This window comes from Microbacterium sp. C-MGS6 (assembly GCF_058140415.1).
In genome coordinates this window covers 1,231,984-1,249,444 of the sequence record NZ_CM176934.1, presented here as the reverse complement: position 1 = coordinate 1,249,444, position 17,461 = coordinate 1,231,984, and the positions used below count along the sequence as shown (strand labels likewise).

General features: G+C 71.5%; 18 protein-coding genes. 9 read left to right on the top strand and 9 right to left on the bottom strand.

The annotated features are described in order from the left end of the window. Positions 1-52 precede the first annotated feature (52 nt). A complete protein-coding gene (locus tag AC3B5L_RS06030) occupies positions 53-916 on the bottom strand; it encodes a PHP domain-containing protein (protein WP_259953115.1) in 864 nt (287 codons plus the stop codon). A gap of 115 nt (positions 917-1,031) precedes the next feature. Between AC3B5L_RS06030 and AC3B5L_RS06025 the strand changes: the two genes are divergently transcribed. Both AC3B5L_RS06025 and AC3B5L_RS06020 read left to right on the top strand, forming a co-directional pair. Further along, positions 1,032-2,054 (top strand): endonuclease/exonuclease/phosphatase family protein, encoded by a 1,023-nt coding sequence (locus AC3B5L_RS06025; protein ID WP_268777745.1) that lies wholly within the window; start codon positions 1,032-1,034, stop codon positions 2,052-2,054. A gap of 36 nt (positions 2,055-2,090) precedes the next feature. Next, positions 2,091-3,512, top strand: coding sequence for an aminopeptidase P family protein (locus AC3B5L_RS06020; RefSeq protein ID WP_490096294.1), 1,422 nt, complete (start codon positions 2,091-2,093; stop codon positions 3,510-3,512). Positions 3,513-3,542: 30 nt separating this feature from the next. Here AC3B5L_RS06020 and AC3B5L_RS06015 read toward each other — a convergent pair whose 3' ends face one another. Together AC3B5L_RS06015 and AC3B5L_RS06010 are read right to left on the bottom strand one after the other, a co-directional pair. Then, a complete protein-coding gene (locus tag AC3B5L_RS06015; RefSeq protein WP_232089206.1) occupies positions 3,543-4,220 on the bottom strand; it encodes an alpha/beta hydrolase family protein in 678 nt (225 codons plus the stop codon). Further along, entirely contained in the window at positions 4,217-4,915 is a 699-nt protein-coding gene (locus tag AC3B5L_RS06010) for a YflT domain-containing protein (protein ID WP_490096293.1), read from the bottom strand. The genes AC3B5L_RS06015 and AC3B5L_RS06010 overlap by 4 nt, the downstream gene beginning before the upstream one ends. Positions 4,916-5,002: 87 nt before the next feature. Between AC3B5L_RS06010 and AC3B5L_RS06005 the strand changes: the two genes are divergently transcribed. Genes AC3B5L_RS06005 through AC3B5L_RS05990 form a run of 4 tightly spaced genes read left to right on the top strand, consistent with a single transcriptional unit; the run spans position 5,003 to position 8,427 of the window. Continuing rightward, complete coding sequence (locus tag AC3B5L_RS06005; RefSeq protein WP_259953103.1) at positions 5,003-6,271, top strand: magnesium transporter MgtE N-terminal domain-containing protein; 1,269 nt, start codon at positions 5,003-5,005, stop codon at positions 6,269-6,271. After that, on the top strand, positions 6,271-6,792 hold the full coding sequence (locus tag AC3B5L_RS06000) for a DUF1003 domain-containing protein (RefSeq protein ID WP_259953101.1): 522 nt from the start codon (positions 6,271-6,273) through the stop codon (positions 6,790-6,792). Before AC3B5L_RS06005 ends, AC3B5L_RS06000 begins: the two co-directional genes overlap by 1 nt. After that, positions 6,789-7,910: an Mrp/NBP35 family ATP-binding protein gene (locus AC3B5L_RS05995; protein ID WP_315638447.1), complete on the top strand. Its 1,122-nt coding sequence runs from the start codon at positions 6,789-6,791 to the stop codon at positions 7,908-7,910. The genes AC3B5L_RS06000 and AC3B5L_RS05995 overlap by 4 nt, the downstream gene beginning before the upstream one ends. A 22-nt stretch (positions 7,911-7,932) precedes the next feature. Then, positions 7,933-8,427 (top strand): YcxB family protein, encoded by a 495-nt coding sequence (locus AC3B5L_RS05990; protein WP_268777748.1) that lies wholly within the window; start codon positions 7,933-7,935, stop codon positions 8,425-8,427. A 10-nt stretch (positions 8,428-8,437) separates the two neighbouring features. Here AC3B5L_RS05990 and AC3B5L_RS05985 read toward each other — a convergent pair whose 3' ends face one another. Further along, entirely contained in the window at positions 8,438-8,812 is a 375-nt protein-coding gene (locus AC3B5L_RS05985) for a twin-arginine translocase TatA/TatE family subunit (protein WP_268777749.1), read from the bottom strand. An 89-nt stretch (positions 8,813-8,901) separates the two neighbouring features. Between AC3B5L_RS05985 and AC3B5L_RS05980 the strand changes: the two genes are divergently transcribed. Further along, positions 8,902-9,540 carry an O-methyltransferase gene (locus tag AC3B5L_RS05980; protein WP_268777750.1) on the top strand — a complete coding sequence of 213 codons (639 nt, stop codon included), beginning with the start codon at positions 8,902-8,904 and terminating at the stop codon, positions 9,538-9,540. Positions 9,541-9,621: 81 nt separating this feature from the next. On the opposite strand, the gene AC3B5L_RS05975 is transcribed toward AC3B5L_RS05980, so the two are convergent. The 3 genes from AC3B5L_RS05975 to dapE all read right to left on the bottom strand — a co-directional run bounded on the left by AC3B5L_RS05975 (position 9,622) and on the right by dapE (position 12,160). After that, positions 9,622-9,795: a DUF3117 domain-containing protein gene (locus AC3B5L_RS05975; protein WP_071328210.1), complete on the bottom strand. Its 174-nt coding sequence runs from the start codon at positions 9,793-9,795 to the stop codon at positions 9,622-9,624. Positions 9,796-9,887: 92 nt separating this feature from the next. Continuing rightward, complete coding sequence (locus AC3B5L_RS05970; RefSeq protein WP_268777751.1) at positions 9,888-11,105, bottom strand: hypothetical protein; 1,218 nt, start codon at positions 11,103-11,105, stop codon at positions 9,888-9,890. After that, positions 11,087-12,160: a succinyl-diaminopimelate desuccinylase gene (gene dapE / locus AC3B5L_RS05965; protein WP_187663654.1), complete on the bottom strand. Its 1,074-nt coding sequence runs from the start codon at positions 12,158-12,160 to the stop codon at positions 11,087-11,089. The genes AC3B5L_RS05970 and dapE overlap by 19 nt, the downstream gene beginning before the upstream one ends. Positions 12,161-12,226: 66 nt before the next feature. On the opposite strand from dapE, the gene dapD reads away from it, so the two are divergent. Both dapD and AC3B5L_RS05955 read left to right on the top strand, forming a co-directional pair. Beyond that, entirely contained in the window at positions 12,227-13,180 is a 954-nt protein-coding gene (dapD, locus tag AC3B5L_RS05960; protein ID WP_490096292.1) for a 2,3,4,5-tetrahydropyridine-2,6-dicarboxylate N-succinyltransferase, read from the top strand. A gap of 237 nt (positions 13,181-13,417) precedes the next feature. Further along, positions 13,418-14,788, top strand: a complete 1,371-nt coding sequence (locus tag AC3B5L_RS05955) for a DEAD/DEAH box helicase (RefSeq protein ID WP_311198660.1) — start codon at positions 13,418-13,420, stop codon at positions 14,786-14,788. Between the two features lie 79 nt (positions 14,789-14,867). Here AC3B5L_RS05955 and AC3B5L_RS05950 read toward each other — a convergent pair whose 3' ends face one another. Further along, a complete protein-coding gene (locus AC3B5L_RS05950) occupies positions 14,868-16,157 on the bottom strand; it encodes a citrate synthase (RefSeq protein ID WP_259953090.1) in 1,290 nt (429 codons plus the stop codon). A gap of 190 nt (positions 16,158-16,347) precedes the next feature. Beyond that, positions 16,348-17,460: a succinyldiaminopimelate transaminase gene (gene dapC, locus AC3B5L_RS05945; protein WP_259953086.1), complete on the bottom strand. Its 1,113-nt coding sequence runs from the start codon at positions 17,458-17,460 to the stop codon at positions 16,348-16,350. Position 17,461: the final 1 nt, after the last annotated feature.

The following is a 17,461-nucleotide window of genomic DNA, read 5'->3' as shown; positions in this document are numbered from 1 at the left end:
GTATCGGTCCGCCTCGACAGAATGCCGGGAGACCGCCGACAGTCCGCCGGGGTCAGGGACGCCGCGGGCCGGAGCCGGAGGCGCGATCGATGATCCGGGCGACCATGTCCGCCGCGGTGGTGTTCTCCCCCGGCACGTTCGGTTTTCCGGTGCCGTGGTAATCGCTGGACCCGGTGACGATGAGGTCGTGCCGGGCTGCCAGTTCGCGCAGCAGCCGCTTGCCGGCGGCGGTGTTCTCCCGGTGGTCCACCTCGAATCCGGCCAGCCCCGCGTCGATCAGACGCTCGATGTACGGCACCGGCATCATCCGATCACGGCCCGCCGTCACAGGGTGCGCGATGATCGCCACGCCGCCCGCCTCGGTGAGAAGCCTCACGGCGGTCAGCGGGTCCGGGGCGTAGTGCGGCTCGTAGTAGCCCTCCCGCGGATGGAGGATGCCGTCGAAGGCCTCGCCCCGATCCCGAACGATGCCGCGCGCCACCAGCGCGTCCGCGATGTGGGGCCGACCGACCGTCGCGTCGAGCGTCGTCTGGGCGAGGACGTCATCCCAGTGCAGGTCGTAATCGCGGCCGATGTTGCGGACGATGCGCTCCGCTCGTCCGATCCGGTCGTTCCGGATCCGGTCGGTCTCCGCCCGCAGCGCCGCATCCTCCGGATCGAAGAGATAGCCGAGCACATGCACGCTGCGCCACTCGTGTTTGGCTGACAGCTCCATCCCGGGGAGGAAGGTCATGCCGAGCGCGACGGCGGCGTCGCCGGCCTCCGTCCAGCCCGTGGTGCGGTCGTGGTCCGTGAGCGCGGCGGTCCGTACGCCGTGCCGATGCGCCTGCCTCATGACCTCGGCGGGCGACTCGGTGCCGTCGGAGTGGTTGGAGTGCAGGTGCAGGTCGGCAGGACCGGCGGGTGGAACGGGCATCCTCCGAGCGTACCGAGCGTCGACGCGCGTGGCGCGGAAACCGGACCCGGATCGCGTGGACGGACCGGCGATGCGAGGCAGGGACTTCACAGGCGGCGCTTCTAGGCTGGAGGGGATGTTTCGTCTCCTGGGGATCCTGCTCACCGTGCTCTTCGCGATCGCGTCGGCGATCGTGGTGTGGCCGCAGTTCTTCCACCTCGAGCAGACCTACCCGTTCGCTCAGCTCGTCGCCGCCCGCGGCCTCGTGCTCGGCGGGTTCCTGGTCATCGCGGTGCTGGCGCTGCTGCTGCTCCTCGCCCGACCGCTGCGAGGGTTCGCGGCCTCGGTCCTGATCGTCGCCCTCCTCGGTGCTGCGGCGACGGGTGCGATCGGAGCGACCCGCGGCTTCGGGGTGGCGGCCCTGCCTGAGCGGACGGACACGAGTCTGCGGGTGCTCACCTGGAACACGGCGGGTGAGGCCGTCTCCGCCGAGCAGATCGCCCGGGAGATCCTCGAGCAGGAGGCCGACGTGGTGGCGCTGCCGGAGACCACCGAAGAGGTCGGCGAGCGGATCGCGCTCATGCTGCGCGAGCAGGGCCATCCGATGTGGGTGCACCATGTGCAGTTCCGCCCGGACGTGGAGGACGGCCCGCAGTCGTGGCAGACCACGGTCCTGGTGGCTCCCGAGCTCGGCGAGTACTCCGTGATCGAGTCCTCCAAGGACGGAAGCAACAACACCGGATCCGTGCCGAGCGCCGTGCTCATGCCGATCGACGGGGACGGCCCCACGATCGTCGCCGTGCACGCCGTCGCGCCGCGCATGGAGGAGATGCAGCAATGGCAGAGCGATCTGCAGTGGATCGCCGACCAGTGCCCTGCGGGTGACTTCATCCTCGCCGGAGACTTCAACGCGACCGTGGATCACATGGCCTCCCTCGGCGTCGACGGCGGCGACATCGGCTACTGCCGGGACGTCGCCTCCCGGACCGGCAACGGGATGTCCGGCACCTGGCCGAGCTCGTTCCCCGCCCTCGCCGGTGCCCCCATCGATCACGTGATGGCGTCCGCCAACTGGCGCCCCACCGGCTCTGCCGTCCTCGAGGATGCCGGCGGGAGCGACCACCGCGCCCTCATCGTGCAGCTCGAGCCGGCCGGCTGATCACGCTGCGCGGCCTCCAGGTGAGAGACTGGACGGATGAGCACCGGAGAAAACGACACGATCGCTGACGAGACCGTCGAAACCCCCGTCGAGAACAGCTCGACCAATCGCAAGCAGCCCTTCCCGCAGGGCTTCCTCGACACCATCTCCACCGGGTGGGCCGAGCGTCCGGAGACGCTGCCCGCGCCGCGCGCCCAGGCTCCGTACGCCGAGCGCCGCCGCGCTGCCGTCTCGGCCGCGTTCCCCGGCAAGCGGCTCGTGATCCCCGCCGGTTCGCTCAAGCAGCGCAGCAACGACACCGACTACGTCTTCCGTGCGCACTCCGCCTTCGCGCACCTCACCGGCTGGGCGTCCGACGCCGAACCGGACTCGGTGCTCGTCTTCGAGCCGACCGACGACGGGCACGACGTCACGCTGTACTTCCGCGAGCGCGCCGACCGCACCACGACGGAGTTCTACGCCGACGCCACGGTCGGCGAGTTCTGGATCGGGCCGCGTCCGTCGCTCGCCGGTGTCGCCGCCGACCTGCAGCTGGCCACGGCGCACCTGCACGAGTTCGCCCCGGTCGAGGGCGAGCTGGTCCTCGAGGAGGACGAGACCCTCACCCGTGTCGTCTCGGAGCTGCGCCTCATCAAGGACGACTTCGAGATCGCCGAGATGCGTCGGGCCGTGGAGATCACGGCGCAGGGCTTCGACGACATCATCCGCGAGCTCCCCGCCGCGGTGGCACATGCCCGTGGCGAGCGCGTCGTCGAGGGCGTCTTCCACCGCCGCGCCCGCGAGGACGGCAACGGCGAAGGCTATGACACGATCGCCGCGTCCGGACCGCACGCCTGCTACCTGCACTGGACGCGCAACGACGGCGCCGTCGTGCCAGGAGACCTCATCCTCGTCGATGCGGGTGTGGAGGCCGACAGCCTCTATACCGCCGACATCACCCGCACGCTCCCGGTGTCCGGAACGTTCACCGAGGTGCAGCGCCGGGTCTACGAGACGGTGCGCGAGGCCGCGGACGCGGCTCTCTCGGCGGCGAAGGTCGGCGTCCGCTTCCGCGACGTGCACGCGGCGGCCATGGCCGTGATCGCTGAGCGCACCGCGGAGTGGGGCCTCCTCCCCGTCACCGCGGAGGAAGCCCTGGACGCGGACAAGGGCGGCCAGCACCGTCGCTACATGGTGCACGGCACGTCGCACCACCTCGGCATCGACGTGCACGACTGCGCGCAGGCGCGCCGCGAGATGTACTACGACGGCATCCTCACGCCCGGCATGGTCTTCACGATCGAGCCGGGACTGTACTTCCAGATCGACGACCTCACGGTTCCCGTCGAGCTGCGCGGGATCGGCGTCCGGATCGAGGACGACATCCTGATGACCGAGGACGGCCCGGTCAATCTCTCCGCGGGCATCCCCCGCACGGCCGACGAGGTCGAGGCGTGGATGGCGCGTCTGCAGGGCTGACGACGGGCGGGAGCGGGGCGGCGGCCCCGCTCAGTCCCGCTGCCCGGTGACGAAGGCGTCGACCACCGGTGCGAGGTCCGCAGCGACCTCCGCCGGCGGACGCCTCCGCCCCTTCACCTCGAAGGAGTGCCCGCCGCCCTCGACCCAGTGCACCCGCGCGTCCTGACAGCCGGCGACGGCCTCGTCGAGCTGGGCGATCGGCTGGATGAACGGGTCCGCGGTGCCCTCCACGAAGAGCTGTGGGACGGTGATCGATGGCAGGTGGGCGATGCGGGGCTTATCCGGGCGGCCCGGCGGATGCAGCGGATAGCCGAGGTAGACGAGGCCGTCCACGGCAAGGCCCTCGGCGACGGCCATGGACGCCATGCGGCCGCCGTAGGACTTCCCGGTGGCCCACACGGCGGATCGCGGCGCCCGCGCGCGGGCCTCGGCGACCGCGGCCTCCCAGGTCGCGACCGCGTGGGCGGCAGGACCGGGCATGCGACGCCCCTGCTCGATGTACGGGAAGTTGAAGCGCAGAGTCGAGTACCCGAGCGCCGCGAGTGCGCGGTCGAACCCGACGAGGAACGGGTGGTCCTTCGCGGCCCCCGCCCCGTGCGCGATCAGGACGACGTCATCACGGGTACCCGGCGTCCACTCGGCGGACACCGTGGTCGCCCCGGCGGGCAGAGCGACCTCGATGCGCAGGGCGGTGGCCCCCGTGGTCACCGCACGGACCCGGGGGTGCCCGTCTCCGGGTCGGCCGGCCGCGGCGGAAGACCCGGCTCGGGAGCCGGTGCCGGCTCCGGAGACGGTGCCGGCTCGGGAGCGGGGGCAGGCTCCGGAGCGGGAGCGGGCTCCGGAACAGGCTCAGGAGCGGGAGCCGGAGCGCCCTGCGGGATCCGCTCGCCGTACTTCGGCGGCTCGTCCAGGTTCACCGGAGGACGCACGGGGGCGACCCGCTGCGCGCCGAGGACCTGCCGCGCCTTCGCCAGCGAGCCGGGCTGCACGGTCACCTCGTAGTGATCCGCGGCGAACTGCGTCACGCTCGCGAAGTCCCGGCGGCGGCGCACGATGGCGTAGGTGATGAGGCTGAGCAGCATGCCCACCGCGACGCCGATGAGGACGAAGCCGACGAACAGCTGGATCGGCACCTCGGGGTTACCCAGGACGAGGATCGCCGACAGGAAGAGTCCGATGAGCACCCCGTTGATCGCTCCCGAGCGCGCGGCGGCGGCGTAGCCGAGTCGTCCGGTCACCCGCTCGACCGTCCGCACGCTCTGCCCGACGATCGCGATGTCGCGCGCGGGGACCTCTCCGGCGATCAGCTTCGACACCGCCTTCTGCGCGCTCTCGTAGTCGCGCATGGAGGCGACGATCTCACCGGTGTCCGTGCCGCTCGCGGGGCGATTCAGCATGCTCATCCGGCTATTCTTCCACGTCGTGCCCCGCGGCCGGCCGAGCGACCGCCGCAGCCGCCGCCCCGGCACGCCGCGGGCTACGCTGGTCGAGTGAGCACACAACGGGTTTTCGCCGCGCGCCTGGCAGGGTGCGCCGTCTTCGATCCCGTCGGCGACCGCCTCGGCAAGGTCCGGGATGTCGTCGTCGTCTATCGAAGTACCGCGGCCCCGCGTGTCATCGGGCTGGTCGTGGAGATCCCCGGCCGCCGGCACGTGTTCCTCTCGATCGGCCGGGTGACGTCCATCCGGTCCGGGCAGGTCATCACCACCGGCCTCATCAACGTGCGCCGCTTCTCCCCGCGCGCCGGCGAAGTGCGCGTCCTCGCCGAGATGCTGGGCCGACGGGTGAGCCTCACCGACGGCAGCGGCACGGCCGTGATCGAGGACGTGGCGATCGAACCCAACCGCCTCGGCGAGTGGGCGATCAGCCAGCTCTTCCTGCGTCGCCCGAAGACCGGCGCGTCGCCGTTCGCCAAGGGCCCGACGACGTTCGCCGCCTGGAGCGAGGTGACCGAGGAACAGGCGCCGGGCGAGTCCCAGTCCGCCGAGCAGCTCGTCGCCTCCTACTCCGAGCTGCACGCCGCCGACCTCGCCAACACGCTCCTCGACCTCCCGCAGCAGCGGATGATCGAGGTGGCGGAGGAGCTCTCCGACGACCGCCTCGCCGACGCCCTCGAGGAGATGCCCGAGGACGAGCAGGTGCACATCCTCGACCGCCTCGGCGAGGAGCGCGCGGCCGACATCCTCGACCAGATGGAGCCGGACGACGCCGCCGACCTCCTGGCCCAGCTCCCACCCACCCAGCTGGAGGAGCTGCTCCAGCGGATGGAGCCGGAGAGGGCGGAGGACGTGCGGATGCTCCTGCGCTACGGCCCGGACACGGCGGGCGGTCTGATGACCCCGGAGCCGATCATCCTCTCCGCCGACGCCACGGTCGCCGAGGCGCTGGCGCTCATCCGCCGTCACGAGCTGCATCCGGCCCTCGCCGCGGCCGTGTTCGTCACGCTCCCGCCGTTCGAGACCCCCACCGGCCGCCTGCTCGGGCTCGTGCACTTCCAGCGGATGCTGCGCTACCCGCCGCACGAGCGTCTCGGCGCCATCCTCGACGACAGCCTCGAGCCGGTGCCGGTCACCGCCTCCGCGGCCGAGGTCGCCCGCATGCTCGCCAGCTACGACCTCGTCTCGCTGCCGGTCATCGACGCCGCGCACCGCCTCGTCGGCGCGATCAGCATCGACGACGTCCTCGACTACCTGCTGCCGGACGACTGGCGCACCCACGACAGCGACGACGTGGCGCCGCCCGTGACGGAGGCGCACTGATGGCGCGCAAGGAGCGGGCCGCCCGCCTCGACGCGCCAGGACGGACGAGCACCCGCCCCCGTTCCACCTCGCGCGACCGCTTCGGCCGCTTCACGGAGTGGGTCGCCCGCGCGATGGGAACTCCCGCGTTCCTCGTCATCCTCAGTCTCTTCTGCATCCTCTGGATCGGCTGGAACACGCTGATGCCGCGCGAGGTCCGCTTCGACGACGCCGCGCTCGGCTTCACCGCGCTCACCCTCATGCTGTCGCTGCAGGCGTCGTACGCCGCGCCGCTCATCCTCCTCGCGCAGAACCGCCAGGACGACCGCGACCGCGTGCAGATCGAGCAGGACCGGCAGCGCGCCGAGCGGAACCTCGCGGACACCGAGTACCTGGCCCGCGAGATCGTCGCGCTGCGGATGTCGCTGGAGGAGCGCAACGCGCAGGTGGTCACCCGCGACGTGCTGCGGCAGGAGCTCCGTGCCCTGCTGGCTGAGCTGGGCGACACCGAGGAGAAGTCCGCGGGCGGCACCGCCTCATGACCGCGGCCGAGAACGTCAGAGCCGCAGTGGCGGCGGTGACCGACCCGGAGCTGCGGCGACCGATCGGCGACCTCGACATGGTGCGCGACATCTCGGTCGAGGACGGGGTCGCGCGTGTGGGCATCGTGCTGACGATCGTCGGATGCCCCGCCGCCGACCGCATCGAGCGCGACGTGCGCGGCGCCGCCGCCGCGGTCCCCGGCATCACGGACGTCGCGGTCGAGGTGGGCGTGATGACGCCTGCCGAGCGCAAGGCCCTCACCGAACGGCTCCGCGCCGGCCGCCCGGCGCGGCACATGCCGTTCGGGCCCGACTCGCTCACCCGCGTGATCCTCGTCTCCAGCGGGAAGGGCGGCGTCGGCAAGTCGACGGTCACCGCGAACCTCGCGGTCGCCCTCGCCGACCAGGGCCTCGCCGTCGGCCTGGTGGATGCGGACGTGCACGGCTTCTCGATCCCCGGACTGCTCGGGATCCCCTCCGGCACGCAGCCGACGCGCATCGACGACCTCATGCTGCCGCCGGTGGCCCACGGGGTGAAGACCATCTCGATCGGGATGTTCCTGCGCGACGGGGAGTCCGTGGTGGCCTGGCGCGGACCGATGCTGCACCGCACGGTCTCGCAGTTCCTCACCGACGTCTTCTTCGGCGACCTCGACGTCCTGCTCATCGACATGCCCCCTGGCACCGGGGACATCGCCATCTCGATCGGGCAGCTCCTCCCCCACGCCGAGGTGCTCGTGGTCACCACACCCCAGGCGGCGGCCTCCGACGTGGCCATCCGCAGCGGGCTCGTGGCACGCCAGACCGGACAGCGCGTGATCGGCGTGGTCGAGAACATGGCCGCATACACGCTCCCCGACGGCACCGTCGTCGATCTCTTCGGGGCCGGCGGCGGCGCATCTGTCGCGGAGGCCCTGTCCGTGCCCGACGCTGCGGTGCCGCTGCTGGCCTCCATCCCGCTCAGCCCGGCCCTCCGCCAGGGCGGGGACGAGGGCGTTCCGGTCGTCACCTCTGCGCCGGACGATGCCGCCGCGGGGGCGATCCGCGCGCTGGCGGAGGCGCTCGCGCGTCGAGGGCGAGGCCTGGCCGGCCGAACGCTGCCCATGTCGATCGGGTGAGGGCGCGTGGGAGGATGGACGGATGCCGCATCGCTCCGTGACCGTGGATGAAGGGCTTCTGCGGAGGATGGCCAGAGACGCGGCCGTCTACGCGCTGACCAGGCCTGTCGCGATCGTGATGTGGGTCGCGCTGACGGCGGGCCTCGTGCTCTCCGTCCTCACCCTCAACGACCGTCTCGCCGCCGGAGAGGAGGTGAGCGCGCTCGTCGCCTGGATGCCCGCGGTGACCATCGCTCTGGGAGCGTATGCGGTGATCCTCACCACCTCGAGCGCCCGTCGGGCCGTGCGCGCCGCAATGCCGGTGGAGAGCGTGGTGTGGGTCGCGCTCGACGAGGATCGTCTGCAGCTGGGCAGCGATCGCCGCCGTTCCGAGATCCCCTACCGCACGTTCCAGAGCCTGCGCGTCGGCCGGGACGCGGTGATCTTCAAAGTCCGCGACGCCTCCGTCGCCACCGCCATTCCGCGTTCCCTCTTCAGCGACGAGGAGTTGGCGACGCTGCGGACGCGGATCTCGTGACCCGGGCGGCTCAGGTCGCCTCGGTGTCGAACGGCGGACGGTTCTCCGCGCTGAAGGTCGGCGGCGCGGTGCGCGGGGCCACCGGCTCCGCGATCGTCGCCGTGGCCTGCGCGGGGGTCGCGGGCTCCGGCTCCTCCAGGAGCGCGTCGCGGATGATGCGCCGAGGGTCGTACTGCCGCGGGTCGAGCTTGCGCCAGTCCACGTCGTCGAGCTCCGGACCCATCTCCTCGCGCACGCGGGACTTCGTGTCGCGGAGGTATTCACCGGCCTTGCGCACGATGCGCGCAAAGCCCTCCGCGGCACGCGGCAGACGCTCGGGGCCGATGATCAGCACGGCGATCAGGCCGATGAGCAGCAGCTTCTCGAAGGTGAGGCCGAACGTCATGTGACCAGGCTACCGCCGCGCCTGCAGGCTCTGCGCGCGGTGAGCGAATACCCTGGACACATCAGCCATGCACGCAGGAGAGGCAGGTCATGAGCGAGCACGACGCCAACGCGCGCTTCCTTCGGGAGTCCATCGTCGAGCCGGAGACCATCGCCCGCGCTCGCGCCCACGCCGTCGAGCTGGGGGCCGCCCCGATCAGCGCGGTCGTCGGCTCGCAGATCGCCGTGCTCGCCGCCGCAGGCACCGCCCGCTCCATCGTCGAGATCGGCACCGGCGCCGGCGTCTCCGGACTCTGGCTGCTGCGCGGTGCGCCGACCGCGGTGCTGACCTCGATCGACAACGAGCCCGAGCACCTCGCCGCCGCCCGCCAGGCGTTCGCGGACGCGAAGGTGCCCGCCACTCGTGCCCGGTTCATCGCCGGTCGCGCGATCGACGTGCTCCCCCGGATGAACGAGGCGTCGTACGACATCGTCTTCGTGGACGCCGACCCCGAGAACGTCATCGAGTACGTCTCGCACGGCCTCCGCCTCGCCCGCACGGGCGGCCTGGTGCTCGTGCCCCGCATCCTCGCGGGGGGCCGCGTGGCCGACCCCGTCCAGCGCGACGACATCACATCCGCCTACCGGTCGCTCGTGCAGGAGACCCAGGAGTCGTCGGCGGTGCTGGCGACCGTCTCCCCCGCGGGCGAGGGTCTGCTGCAGCTGATCCGCCTCGACGACCGCGCCTGATCGGACGCCGCTCACGCGAAGAGGGCGAGGGATCCGCGGATCCATCGCCCTCTCGGTTCCGCCGCAGCGGACCAGATTCGATCAGGCCGGGGCCACGACGGCACCGAGCACGTCGTGAAGCTCCTTGGCCTCGGCGTCGTTCACGGAGACGACCAGGCGGCCTCCTCCTTCGAGCGGAACACGCACGATGATGAGTCGTCCCTCTTTCACGGCCTCCATGGGTCCGTCTCCGGTCCTCGGCTTCATCGCTGCCATCGTGGCTCCCTTTCCTCCGGTGGTATGGGACGAGTTTATCGGGTGCGGCCGCGCCGTGGACGTCACCGGACACAATCCGCGTCGCCGCGTCGTCAGGGCACCTGCCAGAACGTACTGCCGAGGGCATACACGTGATAGATCCAGACCCACTGACCCAGCAGGCACAGCGCGAGCACGCCGAGCCGCCAGGCACGGGAGCGCGGTACCGCGACCGCTCCCCACGCCGGGCTGAGCGGCAGCAAGAGGCGGAAGGTGCTCGACTGGGGGAAGAACACCGCGAGTAGATAGAGCAGGTAGCTCGCGCTCCAGAGACGCAGATCCGGGCCGAGCGCGCGCACCTGCGGGGACCGCAGCAGCGCGGCGGCCGCGGCGACCACGAGCACGACGAGGGCGACCGGCCCCCATCCCGACGGCAGACCCCACAGCTCGAACCAGAAGTGCGACGCCTGCACCCATCCCTCGAAGGGCACGAAGCCCTCGACGCCGCCGACGATCCAGTGCCGTCGCCACGCGAGCTCCGTGGCGAGGTAGGCGCCGGGGTCTCCGGTCACGACGCCCGCGATCAGCTGCCAGGCGAATCCGGTGGCCGTCGCCAGCGCGCCGAGTGCCACGATGTGCACCACTTCCCTGGCGCCCAGCGGATCGGTGCGGCGGTGCCTCCAGCGAAGGATCCCGTGCAGGCCGAGGTACAGCGCGAAGGCGAGCACGCCGGGACGGGTGAACCCCAGAACGGGGATCAGCACGTACAGCCAGGCGTAGTTCCGCCGGATCGTCGCGTCCAGGGCGAGGAACAGCAGCAGCAGGAAGAGCGTCTCGGCGTATCCGACCTGGAACAGGGCGGCGAGCGGACCGGATGCGAAGAAGACGACGGCCCACAACGCGGCCGCGTTCCCGACGCGGTCGCGGAGCAGCCGATGCAGGGCGAGACAGGCCAGGTAGCCGGCACCGAGCGAGAGCACGAGGGCGCCGGCCGCCCAGGAACCGAGCACGAAGCCCAACGCCTTCGCGGCGTACGCGAACACCGGCATGAACGCCCAGGCGTTCTCGGCCACCTGCCCGTCGTCGGTCAGCGGGAGGTCCGAGGGATAGCCGTGCACGGCCACCTGCCAGTACCACTGCGCATCCCATCCGAGGACGAAGTCGACGAGTCCGGCGTCGTCGCCGAAGCGGGAGAACACCGTGGACAGGGAGGCCGCGGCGATGAGGAATCCGGTCGTCACGACCCGTGCGAGGACGTAGACGATGCCGATGCGCAGGGCGAGCGGCATCCGCGCCCAGCGACGCGTGAGCGTCAGTGCGACGTGAGCCATGCGCGCAGACCCCGCTCGACGGCGTCGATCTGGGCGAGCGGCACGCGCTCCTCGTCGTGATGGGCGAGATGCGGGTCACCGGGCCCGTAGTTCACGGCCGGGATGCCGAGGGCCGAGAAGCGGGCCACGTCGGTCCACCCGTACTTCGGCTGCGGCTCCGCGCCGACGGCCGCGACGAAGCGGCGCGCGATGTCGGCGTCCAGACCGGGGCGCGCGCCCTCGGCGGCATCCGTGATCTCGACGTCGAATCCGGCGAGGACCGCCCGGACGTGGGCCTCGGCGTCGGCCGCGGACTTGTTCGGCGCGAAGCGGTAGTTGACCTCGACCTCGCAGGCGTCCGGGATGACGTTGCCCGCGACCCCTCCTGCGATGCGGACCGCGCTGAGCCCCTCCCGGTAGAGCAGGCCCTCGACCATCACCTCGCGCGCCCGGTACTCGGACAGCCGAGTGAGGATGGGGGCCGCGCGATGGATCGCGTTCTCGCCGATCCAGGCCCTGGCACTGTGCGCGCGGACGCCGGTGGTCCGCACGATCGCCCGCAGCGTGCCGTTGCACCCACCCTCGACCTGTCCGTTCGACGGCTCCCCGAGGATGGCGAAGTCGGCCTGGAACAGGTCGGGCCGTGCCGCGGCGAGAAGCCCGAGGCCGTTCAGGGAGGCCGCGACCTCCTCGTTGTCGTACCACATCCAGGTCACGTCGATCGCGGGGTCGGTGAGCTCGGCGGCGAGCTTGAGCTGCACCGCGACCCCGGCCTTCATGTCGACGGTGCCCCTTCCCCACAGATGCGGCACGCCGTCGATCTCGACGTCGCGCGTGGGCAGGTTGTCGTTGAGGGGCACGGTGTCGATGTGCCCGGCGATCGCCACGCGCTGCGCTCGGCCGAGATCCGTGCGGGCGACCACCGTGTTGCCGTGGCGGATGACCTCCAGGTGCGGCAGACCGGACACGGCCTCCTCGATCAGGTCGGCCAGGGTCTTCTCATCGCCGGAGACGCTCGGGACGTCGCAGATCGCGCGGGTGATGTCGGCGGAGGACGCGGTCAGATCGAGCACCATGCCCCCAGCCTACTGATGCCCGTCATGCGGGACGGGACACCGTCGTCGGCGCGATACCGTGGAGGCATGAGCGACGCACGATCTGTCTGGGGACTGGGCCTGACGACCACCGCGAGCGACGGCACGGTCCTCGACGCGTGGTACCCGGAGGTCCGCTCGTCCGCGCCGTCCGCGGACCAGGTCGCCACCGCCCGCACCGCGCTCGACGCGCAGACGGGCCAGGACGAGCGGCGCGACGTGACCATCGCGGTCGTCGAGCTCACGATCGATCTGGACGCGGCTCCGGCCTCCACGGCGGACGCCTATCTGCGCCTGCACGCCCTGTCGCACCTGCTCGTGCGGCCGAACGCCCTCAACCTGGACGGCATCTTCGGTCATCTGCCGAACGTCGCCTGGACCAATGCCGGCCCCCTGCTCCCCGCCGATGCGGCGCGCCTGCGCCCGCAGCTCCAGCGCGCCGGGATCCAGATCCAGGGTCTGGACAAGTTCCCCCGCCTCACCGACTACGTGCAGCCCGCCGGGGTGCGCATCGCCGACGCCTCGCGCGTGCGGCTGGGCGCCCACCTCTCCCCGGGCACCACCGTCATGCACGAGGGCTTCGTGAACTTCAACGCCGGAACCCTCGGCGCCTCGATGGTCGAGGGTCGTATCTCGCAGGGCGTGGTGGTCGGCGACGGCAGCGACATCGGCGGCGGGGCCTCGATCATGGGCACGCTCTCCGGTGGCGGGTCGCACCGTGTGTCGATCGGCGCCCGCACGCTGCTCGGCGCGAACGCCGGCATCGGCATCTCCCTCGGCGACGACTGCGTCGTGGAGGCCGGGCTCTACGTCACCGCCGGCACGAAGATCGTCCTCGCCGACGGCCCCGCGACCGCCGACGGCGGACGGAAGACCGTCAAGGGCGCCGATCTCTCGGGTGAGGACGGCCTGCTCTTCCGTCGCAACTCCCTCACGGGCGCCGTCGAGGCCGTCCGCCGGGCCGGCGTCGGCGTGACGCTCAACGAAGCGCTCCACGCCTGACAGCGCACCTGCAGCCTTCGACCGGTCGCCGCTGGTAGACTGGGGTCGTTGCCCGCGCCGCCGGCCGGTCAGCATCGTCGTCGTCTAGGGGTCTCCGAGGACCGAAGCGAGCGCCTGCGCTCCCCTCTCCAGCCCGAACTGGCCATTCGCACGGCGAACGGACGCGCACTCGCTGCGTCTTCGCCCACCTCACCCCACTATCCCGCGCCGTTCTCGTGCGCTGACGGAGTTCTCTGCATGTCTTCCTTCCTCGATCTCGGCGTTCCCGCCGAGCTCGCCACCGTTCTCGCCGCCTCCGGAAAGACCGAGGCGTTCGCCATCCAGCGCGACACCCTGCCCGATTCGCTCGCCGGCCGTGACCTCCTCGGCCGCGGACGCACGGGCAGCGGCAAGACCATCGCCTTCGCGCTCCCGCTCGTCGCCCGCCTGGCTGCGTCCGGCCACAAGCGCCGCTCCGGCCTGCCGCGCGGCCTCGTGCTCGCCCCCACCCGCGAGCTGGCCACCCAGATCGCCGCGACCGTCGCCCCCCTGGCCGAGGCCGTCGGGCTGCGCGTCACCACCGTGTTCGGCGGTGTCAGCCAGCGTCCGCAGGAGCAGGCGCTGCAGGGCGGCGTCGACATCGTCGTCGCCTGCCCCGGCCGTCTGGAAGACCTCATGAAGCAGCAGATCGTGCGTCTCAGCGCGATCGAGGTCACCGTGCTGGACGAGGCCGACCACATGGCCGACCTCGGCTTCCTCCCCGGCGTCACCCGCATCCTCTCGGCGACCCCCGCCGACGGTCAGCGCCTGCTGTTCAGCGCGACGCTGGACCGCGGCATCGACACCCTCGCCCGCCGGTTCCTCACGAACGCCGTCAGCCACGAGGTCGACGAGGCGAGCGTGCCCGTCGGCGAGATGACCCACCGGGTGCTCGTCGTCGACTCCCCGGAGAACAAGACCGTGCTGGTGCGCGACCTCGCCTCCGGCACGGGCCGCCGCATCCTCTTCACGCGCACCAAGCACCAGGCGAAGAAGCTCGCCAAGCAGCTCACCGCCGCCGGCATCCCGGCCGTCGACCTGCACGGCAACCTGTCCCAGAACGCGCGCGAGCGCAACCTCGGCGCCTTCTCCGCCGCTCCTGAGGACGGCGGCGTCCGCGTCCTCGTCGCGACCGACGTCGCGGCCCGCGGTGTGCACGTCGACAACGTCGACCTCGTCGTCCATGTCGACCCGCCCGTCGAGCACAAGGCGTACCTGCACCGTTCCGGACGCACGGCTCGGGCCGGCGCGGCCGGCACCGTCGTCACCGTCGTCCTGCCCGAGCAGCGCCGCGACGTGAAGGATCTGCTGCGCAAGGCCGCGATCACGGCACCGCTGGAGAACCTCACCACCGACGCCGTCACCGAGCTCGTCCCGGAGCGGGCACCGCACGTGCGGCCCGCGCCCCCGCAGCCGCAGCAGCAGCGCTCCGCGAAGCAGCGGCCGGCGGGTGGCGAGAGAAGCACCGCGACCACCCCGCCGTCCCGCCGCCGTCGTCGTCCCCGCGCCGCGGGCCAGGGCGGCGCGTCGGGCTCGCAGCGTCAGGGCGGCCAGGGCCGTCAGGGCACGCGTGGAGCCCAGGGACGCTGATCCCGGCTCGTGCCTGACAACAGCGAAGGCCCCCTCGCACTCCGGTGCGAGGGGGCCTTCAGCGTCTGCGGCGCAGCGCTCAGCGCGTCGGGAAGGCGCGCTCCGGCGACCCGGTGTAGAGCTGCTGCGGGCGGCCGATCTTGGTCTGCGGGTCGAGCTGCAGCTCGCGCCACTGGGCGAGCCAGCCGGGAAGACGGCCGATCGCAAAGAGGACGGTGAACATGCGCGTGGGGAATCCCATCGCCTTGTAGATCACGCCGGTGTAGAAGTCGACGTTCGGATACAGGCGCCGCTCACGGAAGTAGTCGTCGGCGAGGGCGATCTCCTCGAGCTCCTTCGCGAGGTCCAGCAGCGGATCCGTGACGCCGAGCGAGCTCAGCACCTCGTCTGCGGCCTCCTTGACGAGCTTGGCGCGCGGGTCGTAGTTCTTGTAGACCCGGTGCCCGAAGCCCATCAGCTTCACGCCCTCTTCCTTGTTCTTCACCCGCTCGACGAACCGGGAGACGCTCTGACCCGAGTCGCGGATCTGCCCGAGCATGGTGAGGACGGCCTCGTTCGCACCGCCGTGCAGGGGTCCGGACAGGGCCTGGATGCCGGCCGAGACGGAGGCGAACTGGTTGGCACCGGTCGAGCCGACGAGACGGACGGTGGAGGTCGAGGCGTTCTGCTCGTGGTCCTCGTGCAGGATGAGCAGCAGTTCGAGGGCCTTCACCATGGTCGGGTTGATCTCGTACGGCTCGGAGTTCACGCCGAAGTTCAGCTTCAGGAAGTTCTCCACGAAGCCGAGCGAGTTGTCCGGGTAGAGGAACGCCTGGCCGACGCTCTTCTTGTGCGCGTAGGCGGCGATCACCGGGAGCTTGGCGAGCATGCGGATGGTGTTCAGCTCGACGTGCTCGGGGTTGTGCGGGTCGGTCTGGCCCTCGTAGTACGTCGACAGAGCGGCGACGGCGGACGACAGCACCGACATGGGGTGCGCGGTGTGCGGCAGCGCGGAGAAGAAGCGCTTGAGGTCTTCGTGCAGCAGGGTGTGCCGACGGATCTTCTCGTCGAACTCGGCCAGCTCCGTGGCGGACGGCAGCTCTCCGTAGATGAGCAGCCAGGCGACCTCGAGGTAGCTGGTGCTGCCGGCGAGCTGCTCGATCGGATAGCCGCGGTACCGCAGGATGCCCTTGTCACCGTCGATGAACGTGATGTCCGACTTGGTGGAGGCCGTGTTGACGAAGCCGTAGTCGAGCCCCGTGAGGCCGGTCTGACGGGTCAGCGTCGAGAAGTCGATGCTGTCGTGGCCCGCGGTGCCGCGGACCAGGGGGAATTCGGCGGTGGTGTCGCCGATCGTCAGCTTCGCCGTCTGGTCTGCCGCAGCGCTCACGCGGACCTCCTCCTTCTGTCTGATCGCCCCGGCGTCGCGGGCGTCAGCAAGTTCTTGATCAAGCCGGAACTGGCGATCTCTCGGGCGCTGAGCGCCTGGCCGGGTGCCGACCGAATCGCCTTTACAGCCTAGTCGTCACACAGGCCTACTGTGACAACCGCCAAAGGGATCGGCACAGCAGGGAGGGTTCCTACAGATCCGCTCCGCGCAGACGCCGAGCCGCCTCGGCGACGAGTTCCGTCGGCGCCGTCAGCGACAGCCGCACATGCTCGGGGGACGACGCTCCGTAGAAGTGCCCTGGTCCGGCGAGGATCCCGAGGTCGGCGAGACGCGCCATCGACTCCCAGGCGTCGCGTCCCTCCGTCGCCCAGAGATAGAGCCCGGCCTGCGACCCGTCGATGCGGAAGCCGGCCGCCTCGACGGCGGGGAGCAGCAGGGCGCGCCGCTCACGGTAGAGCTCCTTCTGCGCCACGACGTGCGCCTCGTCACCGAGGGCGACGACCATCGCCTGCTGGACGGGCGCAGGCGGCATGAGGCCGAGATGCTTGCGCGCGGTGAGGAGCTCGCCGACCACGCGGGCGCATCCGGCGACGAAGGCCGCGCGGTATCCCGCGAGGTTGGACTGCTTGCTCAACGAATAGACGCTGAGGAGGTTCGCCCGTGTGCCGCCGGTCACCCGGGGGTCGAGCACGGACGGGATGGGCTCGTCCGCCCAGGGGCCGTCCCAGCCGAGCTCGGCATAGCACTCGTCGCTCGCCAGCACGGCGCCGAGCTCCCGCGCCCGCTGCACGGCCACGGCGAGCTCGTCGACGGTCCACGTGCGGCCGTCCGGGTTGCCGGGGGTGTTGATCCAGATGAGCTTCGCGCCCTCCGGCCACTCCGCCGGGTCGTCGGCCGCCAGGGGCGTCGCCCCCGCCACCCGCGCGCCGACCTCGTACGTCGGGTAGGCGACGCGGGGATGCACGACGATGTCTCCGGCACCGAGCCCCAGCAGCGTGGGCAGGAGCGCGACGAGCTCCTTGGAGCCGATCGTCGGCAGCACGTTGTCGACCCGGAGGTCCGGGACGCCGCGGCGGCGGGCATACCAGTCGACGATCGCCTCCCGGAGCGCGGGGGTGCCGACGGTCTGTGGATATGCGTGGGCGTCGGTCGCCTCGGCGAGGGCCTGACGGACGACCTCCGGCGTGGGATCGACCGGCGAGCCGACGGAGAGGTCGACGAGACCGTCCGGGTACCGGGCGGCGCGCTCGCGGTAGGGGACCACGGCGTCCCAGGGGTAGTCGGCGAGGTCGCGGACGCTCACG

Coding starts and splice junctions, on each gene's coding strand:
- AC3B5L_RS05980 (WP_268777750.1), top strand. CDS start 8,902: ATGAGCGAGCACGACGCCAACGCGCGCTTCCTTCGGGAGTCCATCGTC.
- AC3B5L_RS05985 (WP_268777749.1), bottom strand. CDS start 8,812: ATGACGTTCGGCCTCACCTTCGAGAAGCTGCTGCTCATCGGCCTGATC.
- AC3B5L_RS05970 (WP_268777751.1), bottom strand. CDS start 11,105: ATGGCTCACGTCGCACTGACGCTCACGCGTCGCTGGGCGCGGATGCCG.
- AC3B5L_RS05975 (WP_071328210.1), bottom strand. CDS start 9,795: ATGGCAGCGATGAAGCCGAGGACCGGAGACGGACCCATGGAGGCCGTG.
- dapD (WP_490096292.1), top strand. CDS start 12,227: ATGAGCGACGCACGATCTGTCTGGGGACTGGGCCTGACGACCACCGCG.
- AC3B5L_RS06010 (WP_490096293.1), bottom strand. CDS start 4,915: ATGAGCATGCTGAATCGCCCCGCGAGCGGCACGGACACCGGTGAGATC.
- AC3B5L_RS06020 (WP_490096294.1), top strand. CDS start 2,091: ATGAGCACCGGAGAAAACGACACGATCGCTGACGAGACCGTCGAAACC.
- AC3B5L_RS06030 (WP_259953115.1), bottom strand. CDS start 916: ATGCCCGTTCCACCCGCCGGTCCTGCCGACCTGCACCTGCACTCCAAC.
- AC3B5L_RS05955 (WP_311198660.1), top strand. CDS start 13,418: ATGTCTTCCTTCCTCGATCTCGGCGTTCCCGCCGAGCTCGCCACCGTT.
- AC3B5L_RS06000 (WP_259953101.1), top strand. CDS start 6,271: ATGGCGCGCAAGGAGCGGGCCGCCCGCCTCGACGCGCCAGGACGGACG.
- AC3B5L_RS05995 (WP_315638447.1), top strand. CDS start 6,789: ATGACCGCGGCCGAGAACGTCAGAGCCGCAGTGGCGGCGGTGACCGAC.
- AC3B5L_RS06025 (WP_268777745.1), top strand. CDS start 1,032: ATGTTTCGTCTCCTGGGGATCCTGCTCACCGTGCTCTTCGCGATCGCG.
- dapE (WP_187663654.1), bottom strand. CDS start 12,160: ATGGTGCTCGATCTGACCGCGTCCTCCGCCGACATCACCCGCGCGATC.
- AC3B5L_RS05990 (WP_268777748.1), top strand. CDS start 7,933: ATGCCGCATCGCTCCGTGACCGTGGATGAAGGGCTTCTGCGGAGGATG.